The following is a 14175-nucleotide window of genomic DNA, read 5'->3' as shown; positions in this document are numbered from 1 at the left end:
AAGCCCCATTGTTGGACTGTTTTAGATATTGGTTGGACCGCTCTAGATATTGAGGTTGCGGCCGCCGTCAACGGCAATAACCTGACCGTTGATATAGGGGGCATCACAGGCAAGGAAGCGCACGGTCTTGGCGATATCGCTGGGGTCACCAGTTCGAGCCAAAGGAATGCGCTGGGTGATTTTTGCTTTCTTGGCTTCGTTAGTTGCCTCTTGCTCCGGCCAAAGAATGGCACCGGGGGCGACTGCATTGACCCGCACCTGGGGCGATAGCTCCAGAGCGAGGCTTTTTGTCAGCATTACCAGTCCTGCTTTGGCGGCGCAGTAAATGGTGTGCTTGGGCATCGGGCGCTCGGCGTGAATATCCGCCATATTAACAACGCAACCCTGCTGCTGGCTGAGTGTTTCTTTCAGGGCCTGAGTGAGAAAGAAGGGGGCTTTGAGGTTGCTGCCTACCAGCCGATCCCAGTCCTCCTCGGTCGCCTTTCCCACAGGTGTGGGGTGAAATGCTGAGGCATTGTTGACCAGAACATCAATACCGCCCCAGGCCTCTTGTGCACGCTGGGCCAGATTGGAGCAGGCTTCGGCGCTATTCAATTCACTGTGCAACGCTATGGCAGAGTTGGGGCGACGTTGGTTCAGCTCGTTTGCCAGGGCCTTGGCAGCATCAGCCGAGTTGCGATAGTGAATAACAACTCTGTGATCTTTATGTAGCTCCTCAGTAATAGCACGGCCCAGGCGTGCGGCGGCACCGGTAATCAACACATTACGCAAAGTAGTCATCCTTTACTCTGGCGATTGCCTTGATGCGCTCCCGGTCCAGTGCTTGCCCGAGTTTCGCACCCTGGTAGCCCTGTTTAATCAGCTCCTCGGCAGTTACTGCCGCTGCCCCATCTCGAGCGGCGCGTAAAAATTCCACCTGTGGATAATCTCGATTCTCCAGTCCCTCACGACCTCGGGCATCAGCCTCACAGGCGCGAAGAAAGTTTTCAAATCGCTCGGGACGTCGCAAGGCATCCAGACTGCGGATCATTTTCATAATGGTTTGTGGGCGCAATTCGAAGGCTCTGTGGCAATGCAGGTGATATTCGCAGACCCCGACAGCTAGTGCAGTCAGGTCTTTTGGGGTACGCCAGCGCTCACAGACGGCCTTTACAAGAGGTACGCCTGCGGCCTCGTGGCCGTGGTGGCTGGGGAGAATCTCTTCGGGAGTCAGTCCTTTGCCCAGGTCGTGTAGCAGTACTGCAAAACGTAAGGGGAGCTCTGCCGGTGCGGCCCGCAGGGCTAGTAGTACGTGTTCTCCAGTGTCCACTTCGGGGTGGTGTTTGGGCGGCTGGGGAACACCAAACAAACTTTCTAACTCTGGTAAAAGTACTGATAGGGCGCCGCAGTCTCGCAGTACTCGAATAAAAATATCGGGGTCTGGCTCGGTAAGCGCCCGGCTTACCTCTTTCCAGACTCTCTCGGCCACCAGATATTCCACTTCACCCGCTTCTACCATCTGGCGCATGAGTATCATGGTTTCAGGGGCAACGCTAAAGCCAAGGTGGTGGTAGCGGGCGGCAAAGCGGGCCACTCGCAGAACTCTTAGCGGGTCTTCGGCAAAAGCAGGGGAAACATGGCGCAAAAGCCGTGCTTCCAGATCTTTCTGCCCGCCGTAGAGGTCAATTAGCTTGCCGTCGCTGTCTTCTGCAATGGCATTAATAGTGAGATCTCGCCGCAGTAGATCCTCTTCCAGGGTGATATTGGCATCGGCGTTAACGGTAAAACCGCCATAGCCGTGTCCGCTTTTTCTTTCGGTGCGAGCGAGCGCGTATTCTTCACCGGTCTCAGGGTGTAGGAATACTGGAAAATCTTTGCCGACTGGACTGTATCCGAGGTCCTGCATTCTATCTGCATCTGCCCCAACCACTACCCAGTCGCGCTCGGTGACTGGGCGATTCAAAAGTCTGTCGCGCACTGCGCCGCCAACAAGGTAGATCTTCAAAGCATTTGCTCCAGAGCTGGAGGGACCAGTGATCTGTTAGGTGATTGTACTGCCATAAGTCCATTTGTTCCGGCGTTGTTCCAGGTTTGTCTGCTGGACGGAGGATGAGCGGTAGGAGTGTAAGAAGCTTCGGCAAGATAAAAAAAAGGCCCCGAAAAAACAAGGGGGCCCAGGGTCTTAGGGTATTCGCTTAGCAAACATTTCTTTGCCAACTGTGGGGGCTCTGACTTAACGGCCACGCCACTGGAAAGGATCGCGTGACAAGTCCCAAGTCACGAATCTAGTGTCATTCTAAGAAACCTGTCTTACCTGTCAACTATATCTATTAGTATTTTTTGAGGGGGTTGTTCCGCTGTTCGTTAATAAGTTACATGGACCGAATTTCGGGCTGGGTTTGCAGCATTAAACAGCATAATTTATAGGGGCGGTTCAGCTGGGCAGGATAATTTCACGTGTAACTCTGTGGGGCAGAGGATACCTTCGGGAAGTTGACTGTTCTTCTTTTTAATCGCAGTTGTTGGGGAGAATAAAGATGAGCGAATTACATGTGCTAACCACCGGGGAAGCAGCCAGGTACTGCGGTGTTAACTTCCGAACGGTGATTCGCTGGATTGAGCGTGGCCAGCTCAAGGCATACAAACTTCCAGGGCGTGGTGACCACCGTATCTGTGTTGAGGATTTCGTGGGGTTCCTGCGGGACAACTCAATGCCAGTTCCGAACGACCTGGCAGTTCCCAGTCGAAAAGTGCTTTTGTTAACGACTGATCCTGAGCTGACTTCAGGTGGACGCCAGGCGCTTCAGCAGATGGGGTGTGAAGTAGAAGTAGCTAGTGATAGTTTTTCCGCCGGTATCTTGATGGCGAGTGCCAAGCCGGCGTTGTTAGTGGTTGACACTGGGTTGCTTGGGGAGAGTGGGTTTCAGGTGCTGGACTACCTCAGATCCCGCAGTGAGTATTCAAATTTGAGCATTCTGGTTGTGCCTTCTGATGACGATGGCGAGAAAGCCCGTTGGCTGGATGCTGGAGCTGATGCTCTTTTAACTCACCGTTCTGAGCACGGTGAACTTTCTGCAAAGGCCAAGCTTTTGTTGGAAGCTGATGCCTAAGTAGCGCGATTCGCTAGTGGGTATTATTTCCCCATTCTGTGCGGGGCTGGTATTTCAACAGTTCCCGCGCTGAAACCTAAATGGGTTTTGGTATTAACATAGACTCTTCTTCACCCTCCGGTCGGTCCCGACCTTGCTCCGGGCAGTGACAACTGGCCGTTATTTGATCCCCGTTCAAACTGTTCAGGTGAACATCGAAGCCCCATAGCCGGTGAAGATGCCTTAATACCTCTGCTGTATCTTTACCAAGAGGGCGACGGCGGTGCTGTGTGTGGTGCAGGGTCAGTGAACGGTCACCACGGGTATCTACTGAATATACCTGGATGTTCGGTTCCCGATTGCCCAGGTTGTACTGTCCCGCAAGGTTCTCTCTTAACTGGCGATAACCGCTCTCATCGTGAATTGCGCTGACAATGATATCGTTCTCTTTATCGTTGTCGCTGATACAAAATAGTTTCATGTCTCGCATAACCTTGGGAGACAGGAATTGTAAAATGAAACTTTCATCTTTGAAGTCGCGCATGGCGAACTGAAGGGTTTCACGCCAATTACTTCCAGCAATGTCTGGGAACCAGCGGCGATCCTCTTCAGTGGGGCTTTCACAGATACGCCGTAAGTCAGTAAAAATACTGAAGCCTAGGGTATAGGGATTGATACCGCTGTAGTGAGGGCTGTCAAAAGAGGGTTGGTAGATAACATTGGTGTGGCTTTGTAGAAACTCCATCATAAAGCCTTCAGTCACCCGCCCGCGCTTGTACAGCTCGGTTAAGAGAGTGTAGTGCCAGAAGGTAGCCCAGCCCTCATTCATTACTTGGGTTTGCCGCTGTGGATAAAAATATTGGGCCAGCTTACGTACAATGCGCACCAGCTCCCGTTGCCAGTTTTCCAGTAGAGGGGCATTTTTCTCAACAAAGTACAGAATATTCTCCTGAGGCTCTTCGGGAAAACGTTTCTCCTTTGTCTCCTCTATACCGTCACCGAGTTTTGGGATGGTCCTCCATAAATCATTGAGCTGTCTCTGGCGGTACTCTTCTCGCTCTTGCTGTTGGCGTTCTTCTTCAACAGCCGAGATTGGGTAAGGGCGTTTATAGCGATCTACACCGTAGTTCATTAGGGCATGACAGGAGTCGAGAATGGCCTCGACTTCATCAAGCCCGTAGCGCTCTTCACAGCGGGAAATATAATTTTTGGCAAAGATCAGATAGTCAATAATACTGCTGGCATCTGTCCAGGAGCGAAACAGGTAATTCCCTTTAAAGAAAGAGTTGTGCCCATAGGAGGCGTGAGCAATCACCAAAGCCTGCATTGTCATGGTATTTTCTTCCATGAGGTAAGCGATGCAGGGATTAGAATTAATGACTATTTCATAAGCCAGCCCCATCAATCCGCGCTGGTAATTATTTTCCACGCTGATAAATTGCTTGCCAAAAGACCAGTGGTGATAACCCACTGGCATCCCTACCGAGGAGTAGGCATCCATCATCTGCTCAGAGCAGATAACTTCAATCTGATTTGGGTAGGTATCTAACCCAAACTCTTCTGCCAGTGCGCCGATGGCGCGATCATATTCCTGGATTAATTCAAAAGTCCATTCTGAGCTTGTTGATATGGGCTGACGCGACTCAGATTCAGATGCTTCAGCGCCACTGGCAAATTTGTCGAGCATCAGGCAGTCACCTTTTGGCGGAACAGTTGTCGGAACACCGGATAAATATCCTGTACATCGACAATCTGCTCCATAGCAAAGTGATCGGGGAATAAAGTACGAACACTTTCATATTCTTCCCACAGGGCCTGGTGATCTCTGGGAGTAATTTCCACATAAGAGTAATACTGCACATGGGGCATAATATCGTCGATAAGGATTCGGTGGCAGGTACTGGAGTCGTCGTTCCAGTTATCGCCATCTGAGGCCTGGGCTCCATAGATATTCCATTCGCTGGCGGGGTAGCGATCTCTTATAATACGTCGCATTAATTTGAGTGCGCTTGAGACAATGGTGCCGCCAGTTTCCCGTGAATAGAAAAACTCCTCTTCATCAACTTCTTTGGCGCTAGTGTGGTGTCGAATAAAAACGACTTCTGTATATTCATAACTGCGCTGTAGAAACAAATATAAAAGTAAGAAGAAGCGTTTGGCCATATCCTTTGTGGCTTGGTTCATCGAGCCGGATACATCCATCAGGCAAAACATCACCGCCCTAGATCGAGGTTTTGGTTGTCGAATCAGCAGGTTATATTTCAGGTCGAAATCATCGAGGAAAGGGACTCGATTGATACGGCTGCGAAGTTCGGCGATTTGGTTTTTAAGAGCCTCAATTTTGCGCTGGTCTCGCAGAGCAGTATCTTTGTTTTCTTCCTGGGATAGGTCTTCCTCTAAATTGCGCAGGTTTCTTCGCTTATTACTGGTCAAGGCTATGCGTCTTGCATGGGCAGCCCTGAGTGAGCGGATCACATTGAGACGACCTGGAGTTCCTTCATTACTAATTCCGGCACGTACTATTTGAAAAGACTCGTTGCCGGCCAGGCGTTGCTTGATCATATTGGGCAGCTGGAGCCCCTCAAACATAAAGTCCAGAAACTCTTCTTGTGATATCTGGAAGACAAATTCATCAACCCCTTCCCCACTATCACTGGCACCACCACCATTTCCATCACCGCCTCGCTGACCTTGACGAGGGATACGATCACCAGCAGTAAATTGCTTGTTTCCGGGTAGAACTCGCTCTACGTGCCCACCGCTACCGTGAGAAAATAAGGGTTCGCTGATATCCCGAGTAGGAATACTGATTTGCTCTCCCTTATCCATGTCCATAATAGAGCGGCTATTCATGGCGTCGCCGACAGCTTTCTTAATGTGAGCCTTGTAGCGTCTTAAGAATCGCTGCCGGTTAACGGTACTCTTTTTCTTTCCATTCAAGCGGCGGTCGATGATATAGCTCATATTTCTGCCTTTGTTCTGAATAAAGCTCACAGGCATCCATCGCCATAAATCTATTCAGAATATTTCCTGCTGAATCCACCAAACACAATTATTGGTATCTTCACTATAGCGAGCCGTTGAGGGTCCCGATGAGATGCTGTGAAATCATTTAAGTGCTCACTAAAAGTTAATGATCTAATCAGTATCCGGGTTTGGCTTCCTCGTGTTTTTCCAGTGACCTTAATGAAGGAAAACCTCACTATTGAGATTTTCTCACGCGTAGATACCATTCGGATAACAATCTAACCTGCTTCTCGGTATAGCCGCGTTCAACCATACGCGCAACGAAGTCTGCATGCTTGCGTTTATCATCTGCTGACGCCTTGGTATTAAAGGATATAACTGGCAGAAGATCTTCCGTATTGGAGAACATTTTTTTCTCGATAACGGCACGTAGTTTCTCGTAAGATCTCCAGTCGGGATTTTTTCCTTGATTGTTAGCCCTGGCACGGAGCACAAAATTGACTATTTCATTGCGGAAATCTTTCGGATTGGAAATTCCTGCAGGTTTTTCTGTCTTTTCAAGCTCTTCATTAAGGGCGCCGCGATCCAGTATTTCACCAGTTTCTGGGTCGCGATACTCCTGGTCCTGTATCCAGAAATCAGCGTAAGTGACATAGCGATCAAACAAGTTTTGGCCGTATTCAGCGTAGGATTCCAGGTAAGCTGTTTGGATTTCCTTACCGATAAATTCTACGTATCTTGGAGCTAAATATTCCTTGATAAACCCGAGGTAAGTCTCTTGCACTTCTGGTGGAAATTGCTCCTGCTCTATTTGCTGTTCCAGAACATAGAGTAGGTGGACTGGATTTGCCGCCACCTCGGTAGCATCGAAATTGAAAACTTTTGAGAGGATCTTAAAGGAGAAACGGGTGGATAGTCCGTTCATGCCTTCATCTACCCCTGCATTATCTCTGTATTCCTGAATGGTTTTTGCTTTGGGGTCGGTATCCTTTAGGTTTTCACCGTCATAGATACGCATCTTTGAATAAAGGCTGGAGTTCTCAGGATTTTTAACTCTCGACAATACAGAGAATTGCGCCAACATCCGCAGGGTGTCTGGTGCACAGGGAGCTTTTGACAAGGAGCTATTTTCTAGCAGTTTCTGATAGATTCGTATTTCTTCCTGCACTCTTACACAGTAGGGCACCTTGACGATATAAATACGATCCAGGAAAGCCTCATTGTTGCGATTATTGCGGAAGGATTGCCATTCTGATTCATTGGAATGAGCGAGGATTGTACCGTTGAACGGAATTGACCCCAACCCCTCAGTACTGTTGTAATTCCCTTCTTGTGTTGCAGTTAGTAGGGGGTGAAGCACCTTGATAGGCGCTTTGAACATCTCGACAAACTCCATCAGTCCCTGGTTGGCCCTACATAAACTACCAGAAAAACTATAGGCATCAGGGTCATTCTGGGGGAAATCCTCAAGCTTACGAATGTCGATCTTGCCAACCAGTGATGAAATATCCTGGTTATTTTCATCACCGGGCTCTGTTTTTGAGATGGCAACTTGATCGAGAATAGATGGACGAATTTTTACGACACGGAATTTACTGATGTCCCCTTTAAATTCATGCAATCGCTTAACAGACCAGGGAGACATAATAGTGTTGACGTATCGACGTGCAATGCCGTAGTCCTCTTCAAGGATGCGGCCATCCTCAGTAGGAGAGAAAAGGCTCAAGGGAGATTCAAATACTGGCGATCCCTTAATTGCATAGATGGGCACCTGCTCCATCAAGGCTTTTAGCCGCTCTGCAAGGGATGACTTTCCGCCGCCAACAGGACCTAGCAAGTACAGGATTTGCTTCTTCTCTTCCAGACCCTGTGCGGCATGTCGGAAGAAAGAGACAATTTGCTCTATGGCTTCCTCCATACCATAGAATTCACTGAAGGCCTTGTATCGCTTAATAACCTTATTACAGAAAATACGTGACAGGCGCGGGTCCCGTGAGGTGTCTACCAGTTCGGCCTCGCCGATGGCCATCAGCATCCTCTCAGCTGGTGACGCATAGGCACTGCGGTCTGTCTTACACAGCTCCAGGTATTCCTGAATACTGAGTTCCTCGTCTTGGATAGATTCGTATCTTTCCAAGTAGTGATTGAAAATTGTCATGGTGTCTACCTCCCTGTAGCCTACTGGATTTAGCTCAGTTTCCTGCTTTGGTTAGGATGTCGTACGCCCTTGGCTTCTCTTGCCCAAATGTGACGAGCGATGTATGAGCTGTAAAGTCCAGATCGTGTTTGGGATACGCTTGGCGTGAAGCACTATCGTTATTGCCGTTGTGAACCTTGTTCTTTGCTGGAGTAAGTGTTGAATGCTCTCCAGCTTTTCCAGCATAGCTTTCCCTTTGAATGAGACAGTGGAATGTCACTTATATAGGTTGAATTGGGCGGCTGTTTTACGCTTTACTACAGCCCATATTGGGTATTAGAGAAATATTGAGGAACATAAATGGCGATTTTGGTGACTGGAGGTGCCGGATATATTGGCAGTCATACCTGTATCGAGTTGCTTGCTGCCGGCTTTGAGCCTGTAGTTGTGGATAACCTATCGAATAGCAGTGAGGAAGCCCTACGGAGGGTCGAGTTAATTGCTGGCAAAGATATCCCTTTTCACCATCTGGATATTAGTGATAAGGAAGGTTTACGCAAAGTATTCTCTGATCATAAGATTGACGCCGTAATTCACTTCGCGGGGTTGAAAGCAGTTGGTGAATCTGTTGCGCAGCCTCTGCGCTATTACCAGAATAATGTAGCTGGGACCTTAACTTTATGTGAGGTGATGGAGGAGTTTGGAGTTCACCGCCTGATTTTCAGTTCGTCGGCAACAGTCTATGGTGATCCTGAAACAGTACCAATTAAAGAAGATTTCCCTACTGGCGCAACCAACCCCTATGGCTCAAGTAAGTTGGTTGTGGAAAACATGTTGCGAGATCTTTGTGCTGCGCCGAACAGCCGGTGGAAAGTGAGCTTGTTGCGTTACTTCAATCCGATTGGAGCCCATGAAAGTGGGACTATTGGTGAAGATCCCAGTGGTATCCCCAATAACTTACTACCCTATGTTTCCCAAGTGGCTGTAGGTAGATTGGAGCAGCTACAGGTTTTTGGTGGTGATTATGATACCGTCGATGGTACTGGAGTTCGAGATTATATACATGTAGTTGATCTGGCTCGCGGACACTTGGCGGCGCTAAACTTAATTTGTAAAGAAGAAATTTCTGAGGGTTGTTATACCCATAATCTGGGGACGGGACAGGGCAGTTCTGTTTTACAAGTCGTTCGTGCTTTCGAGAGTGTCAGCGGGAAGGAAATTCCCTATAACATTGCTCCGCGGAGACCCGGAGATATTGCAGAGTGTTACGCAGATCCAGAGCTGGCTGAAACAGAGCTGGGGTGGAAAGCTGAGTATGATTTAGTACGTATGGTGAAAGATACCTGGCGTTGGCAGTATAAAAATCCTAAAGGGTACAGTGCAGATTAGGCAAAATTAAGTTAAGGAAATTTGATCCTATTTTTTGCCTCACAGAGGGTTAGGTTTTTCTATCAACCTGATAATGCTCATTGCTTGCGCAGCTCCATGCGGATATTGCAGGCAATGAGTTTCTTTCATGTTCTAAATAAAATTATATCAACAGTACCTGCGTTAAGGGGCCATTATACTACCGATAGATACAATCCTGTTGATTGACTTGAACGTTTCTGATTAGCGAAGAATAAGAATTATTTGTCTGTCTGGTTGTATGTATAACGCTCGATTGATAGTTATCAATATATGGAAGCATTTATTACTTCAATTTTTGTTTATTTTTCTCAATCTAAAAGGAGTTAAGATTGAAATATATTCAGTTTTTACTGTTAGTTTTAACTGGTTTTTCAGCTTTAGCTGAAGATATATCTGGGGTGGATATCGCGATTGAGAAGCAGGGCGATAAGCTCTGGAAGCTTACCTATCAAATGGATAGGCCGGCAAGCCGGATTAGCTTTGTACGTAACCCGGATGCCTCTCGTATAAAACGCTGGAAGCCTGTGTCACCAGAATTTGAATTAGTTTCTATGGATGGTGAAGAGTTTCTGGTTAGAAAAGATAGAAGTTCATTCGAACACATTGAAATTTATTTGACGCCTAGTTATATATCTCTTCCCAAAGATTATGCACCTTTCTCCCCCTATTCAGATGGTGGAAGCCTGATATATACGGGCCGCTTTTTTGCTTGTATTGACAACTGTGATGATAAAGAAAAAACCTGGCGAGTAACTATGCAGGTTCCTCCAGGTGAGCATATGATCATTAACGGGAAGATAAATATTGGGACAGTCAGCTGGATTGATCGTGATAATGGAATGAATGTCTATGTTGGAACTCAAGAACCTATAAATACAGCTAGTGTTTTAGCAGTAATTGATAGCGGTTTGCCTGAAAAATTGAGATTGTCTTTAGAGTCAGATATTCCCAGGTTAATGAGTTATTTTGAGCAGAGGCTTGGGGCACTAAGTGGAACCAAGCCGGCCTTGTATGCATCATATGCGAATGTCGATGATAACTCTTGGCAGGGGGGGACCTTGCCAAATCAGATTTTTATGCATTGGAATATCAATGAACTAGATGGGAAGTTTTCCGACCCTAAATTTATTAATGAAACCATTTGGTTTTTTGCTCATGAGGTCGCACATTTATATCAGCAGGGTAGTGAAACGGAGTTGTATGGTGATGCGAATGAATCGTGGTTACATGAAGGGAATGCGGATTGGTTAGCAGTGCTGGCTTTATTAGATTTGTATCCCGAGTCATCAAAATATGTCTCTAATAAAATTAAAGCTTTTAAGGAAAGTTGTACAAAAGGTGTAAAAGAGATTCCTTTGGTTGAGGCTGCTAACCGGGGTAGGTTTGATCTGTATTATAGCTGTGGCCTGCTCATACATCGAGCAATTGATCTGTTTCTGCAAAGTGAAAATGCTGATTCGTCAAATATTTTTTCGATATGGAGCAGTTTTCGTCAAGAGGTCGAGGGCGGCGGAGAAAAAGGCGCTGATACTTTCTTGATGCTTCTCAGCCAGAGGGAAGGAGCAGCGGAACTTGTTAACTCTATTGAGCTTTTACTTGATGGGAAACCGTCGAGTGTAGGAGTTGCTTTGGATCAATTAACCCATGGCTTATAAGGTTATTCAAGCTAGGTAAACTGACAGTTACACTCCCAGGTGATAACTGTCAGTTTATTTTTTTAGATTCGGTCGGTTTAAATTCTTCTTTTAGGCTTCAGGGCGAAGTGATTTTTATAAGCTACAGTCTGTACAAAAAAATTCTTCATCACTTAATCGCATTGCAGTCAGGTATCCTCCCCAAACGCAACCTGTGTCTAGGGCATAGATATTCTCAGTATCTGCACGGCCTTCCAGGGCAGCCCAATGCCCAAAAATAATCTTGTCATTTCTGGTTTTTCGATTGGGAAAGCTAAACCATGGCTGGTATTCACCGTGAGAGGCCTGGACCCCCTTTTTATTGATTAGATCCAGAGTGCCATCAGCCTTACAAAATCGCATTCTTGTGAAGTAATTGGTAATGGACCGCAGGCGTTCGATGCCGATCAAATGATCATCCCAACAGTGTGGCTCATTACCGTACATGCCATAAAAAAATGCCTTTGCCATAGCTTCGTCGGCGAGGGCCTTATGCACTTCAGTGGCGAGCTTTTGCGCTTTAGTAACGCTCCAAATGGGGGGGATACCCGCATGCACCATGGTGTACCCCTTCTTATGTACTAAAAGGGGTAGGCTTTGTAGCCACTCCAGTAACTTATCAGAATCTTTTGCTTTTAAAACCTTGGCAAGGTCGTGCTCTTTTTCAGACAGAGATTTAGCGCCATGGGCGATCGCTAGTAAATGGAGATCATGGTTGCCCAACACTGCTGTAACCTGCTGGCGGTGCTCATAGAGATAGCGAAGGGTGCTCAGGCTATCCTCACCCCGGTGAACCAAGTCTCCGGCAAGCCAGAGTTTGTCACGGTCAGCACTAAAATTGATTTTCTTGAGAAGGCTTTGAAAAGCTGCAAAGCATCCTTGAATATCTCCGATGGCGTAAGTTGCCAAGGTTCCCCCCAATAATGTGAAAAATAATTATTGTTGTTGCAAGTTTGTACAGTAGTCGGCCAGCTTAACAAAGTCCTCGACGCTTAAGGTTTCTGCTCTGCGGCCGGCATCAATGGGTAGCAGCTCGGGGTCGAGATCCGGGAATAGGGGTTTTAAAGCATTGCGCAGGGTCTTACGGCGCTGCTGGAAGGCTATATTGACGATTCTTTCCAATAATCCTTCATCTTTTGCGGTAAATGGCAGAGTGCTGTGGGGAACCAATCTCACGATGGCAGAATCCACTTTGGGGGCGGGCCGGAAGGACTGCGGAGGGACAGGGAATAGGCCCTGTACGCGACAGTAATATTGAACCATCACGCTAAGTCGCCCATAAGATTTAGTCGAAGGCGTAGCGCTGAGCCGATCTACCACCTCTTTCTGAAGCATAAAATGCATATCCTGGACTTGCCCGCGAAAACTGAGCAGATGGAACAGTAATGGTGTGGATATGTTATATGGAAGGTTACCGACAATGCGTAGCTGCTTATCTCCAGCAAAGGTGCCAAAGTCAAATTTTAATGCGTCCTTTTCAATGATGCTAAATTCCGGGTATTCCCTGAATTTAAATTCCAGCATCGGAATCAGGTCGCGATCCAGTTCGACAGCGGTTAGAGATGGGCACCGTTTTAGTAGTAATTCTGTAATTGCCCCTTGGCCCGGGCCAATTTCCACTAGCGTATCTGACTCTTTAGGGCCTACCGCACGAACAATGCGCTCGATAATATTTTCATCGACGAGAAAGTTTTGTCCAAAGCGTTTGCGGGCTTTGTGTTGAAAGAAGTTATCCATTGATATATCTGTAACCTGGATGATTAATTTTGCGGTTAAGCCTTGGGGTGCTAGTGAGCATTTCAGTTGGATACCCTTTAGGGCCTTTCACTGCGCTCACGTGGTGAGGGCATGGTTTACACTTTCTTCAAGCAAGTTTTAGGCACTGGTTAGGAACTGCGCAATTTAGCTATCGCCACAGCCTGAGACAGTGCGGCTTTGAGGCTGCCGCAGTCTGCAATGCCTGTGCCCGCGATATTGAGAGCTGTGCCGTGGTCTACTGAAGTGCGGATAAAGGGTAGCCCCAAAGTGATATTGACGGCGTGGCCAAAACCCTTGAATTTTAACACTGGAAGCCCCTGATCGTGATACATAGCTAAAACGGCGTCACATTCCGACAAATGCGGCGGGGTAAAAAGAGTGTCTGCGGGAAGTGGACCTTTCAGTGATATACCTTGGTGGCGCAAGTGTTCGAGTGTGGGTTCAATTATTTCTATTTCCTCATGGCCTAAGTGTCCCCCTTCTCCAGCATGGGGGTTGAGGCCGCAAACGCTAATACGGGGATTGGAGATGCAGAAATGTTCCCGCAAACTGGCGTCGAGGATGGTAATAATCTGCTCTAGAAGCGGGGGGGTGATAGCAGCGCTCACCTCTTTGAGGGGCAGGTGAGTTGTCACTAGAGCAACTCGAAGGTCCTCTGCTGCTAGCATCATAACGACACGCTCAACACCGGCATTTTCAGCAAAGAACTCTGTATGGCCGCTAAATGGAGTACCGGCATCATTGATAATGCCTTTGTGTACGGGCCCTGTAACCACGGCATCAAACTGGCCGGCCAGGCAACCCTCTGCCGCAACTGTAAGAGTTTCCAATACATAGGGTGCATTGACTGCATTCAGTAAGCCGGGTTTAGCAGGCTCGGGTATGGAGACCGGTAGTATGTAGAGAGCACCGGCAGGTGTCCCCTCTGTGCCTGCTGTGGACAGAGGAAGGAGCTGAAGAGGCAACCCCAATGCCGCAGCGGTCTCTGTCAGTAGTAGGGGATCAGCAATTGCGACAATCTGTGCTGGAGAACTCTCTTGTGCAATCTTCACAGCCAGCTCAGGGCCAATACCTGCAGGTTCTCCGGGGGTGAAGGCAATTTTAGGAGCCATTGCTATATAACTTTCCTGTAGCTACAAAAAAAAACCGGGCACAGGGCCCG

General features: G+C 47.7%; 11 protein-coding genes. 3 read left to right on the top strand and 8 right to left on the bottom strand.

Features of this window, described 5'->3' with window-relative positions; all coding sequences use genetic code 11:
- Nucleotides 1–42: 42 nt before the first annotated feature.
- On the bottom strand, nt 43–780 hold the full coding sequence (locus tag ACJJI5_RS21730; protein WP_445355145.1) for a pteridine reductase: 738 nt from the start codon (nt 778–780) through the stop codon (nt 43–45).
- Nucleotides 764–1984: a multifunctional CCA addition/repair protein gene (locus tag ACJJI5_RS21725; RefSeq protein WP_445355144.1), complete on the bottom strand. Its 1221-nt coding sequence runs from the start codon at nt 1982–1984 to the stop codon at nt 764–766. Before ACJJI5_RS21725 ends, ACJJI5_RS21730 begins: the two co-directional genes overlap by 17 nt.
- A gap of 532 nt (nt 1985–2516) precedes the next feature.
- Between ACJJI5_RS21725 and ACJJI5_RS21720 the strand changes: the two genes are divergently transcribed.
- On the top strand, nt 2517–3089 hold the full coding sequence (locus tag ACJJI5_RS21720) for a helix-turn-helix domain-containing protein (protein ID WP_413664235.1): 573 nt from the start codon (nt 2517–2519) through the stop codon (nt 3087–3089).
- Nucleotides 3090–3165: 76 nt separating this feature from the next.
- Here the strand turns inward: ACJJI5_RS21720 and ACJJI5_RS21715 are convergent, their stop codons facing one another.
- The 3 genes from ACJJI5_RS21715 to ACJJI5_RS21705 all read right to left on the bottom strand — a co-directional run bounded on the left by ACJJI5_RS21715 (nt 3166) and on the right by ACJJI5_RS21705 (nt 8193).
- The gene (locus tag ACJJI5_RS21715) at nt 3166–4755 is read right to left on the bottom strand and encodes a SpoVR family protein (protein WP_445355143.1); all 1590 of its coding nucleotides are present in this window, start codon (nt 4753–4755) and stop codon (nt 3166–3168) included.
- Nucleotides 4755–6032 carry a YeaH/YhbH family protein gene (locus ACJJI5_RS21710; protein ID WP_413664237.1) on the bottom strand — a complete coding sequence of 426 codons (1278 nt, stop codon included), beginning with the start codon at nt 6030–6032 and terminating at the stop codon, nt 4755–4757. Before ACJJI5_RS21710 ends, ACJJI5_RS21715 begins: the two co-directional genes overlap by 1 nt.
- Before the next feature lie 238 nt (nt 6033–6270).
- The gene (locus ACJJI5_RS21705) at nt 6271–8193 is read right to left on the bottom strand and encodes a PrkA family serine protein kinase (RefSeq protein WP_413664238.1); all 1923 of its coding nucleotides are present in this window, start codon (nt 8191–8193) and stop codon (nt 6271–6273) included.
- 339 nt (nt 8194–8532) lie between these two features.
- Here ACJJI5_RS21705 and galE point away from each other — a divergent pair, with 339 nt between their 5' ends.
- Together galE and ACJJI5_RS21695 are read left to right on the top strand one after the other, a co-directional pair.
- Entirely contained in the window at nt 8533–9561 is a 1029-nt protein-coding gene (gene galE, locus ACJJI5_RS21700) for a UDP-glucose 4-epimerase GalE (RefSeq protein ID WP_445355142.1), read from the top strand.
- 350 nt (nt 9562–9911) lie between these two features.
- Nucleotides 9912–11237 carry a M1 aminopeptidase family protein gene (locus ACJJI5_RS21695; protein WP_445355141.1) on the top strand — a complete coding sequence of 442 codons (1326 nt, stop codon included), beginning with the start codon at nt 9912–9914 and terminating at the stop codon, nt 11235–11237.
- A gap of 114 nt (nt 11238–11351) precedes the next feature.
- Here the strand turns inward: ACJJI5_RS21695 and ACJJI5_RS21690 are convergent, their stop codons facing one another.
- The 3 genes from ACJJI5_RS21690 to pdxA form a co-directional block, all read right to left on the bottom strand.
- Nucleotides 11352–12164, bottom strand: a complete 813-nt coding sequence (locus ACJJI5_RS21690; RefSeq protein ID WP_413664241.1) for a symmetrical bis(5'-nucleosyl)-tetraphosphatase — start codon at nt 12162–12164, stop codon at nt 11352–11354.
- A gap of 27 nt (nt 12165–12191) precedes the next feature.
- Nucleotides 12192–12992, bottom strand: coding sequence for a 16S rRNA (adenine(1518)-N(6)/adenine(1519)-N(6))-dimethyltransferase RsmA (rsmA, locus tag ACJJI5_RS21685; protein WP_445355140.1), 801 nt, complete (start codon nt 12990–12992; stop codon nt 12192–12194).
- 149 nt (nt 12993–13141) lie between these two features.
- The gene (gene pdxA / locus ACJJI5_RS21680) at nt 13142–14125 is read right to left on the bottom strand and encodes a 4-hydroxythreonine-4-phosphate dehydrogenase PdxA (protein WP_445355139.1); all 984 of its coding nucleotides are present in this window, start codon (nt 14123–14125) and stop codon (nt 13142–13144) included.
- Nucleotides 14126–14175 lie beyond the last annotated feature (50 nt).

It is taken from the genome of Microbulbifer maximicatervae (SeqCode) (genome assembly GCF_052467955.1).
The sequence above is the reverse complement of the archived record's forward strand: the minus strand, read 5'-3'. Positions and strand labels throughout refer to the sequence as shown.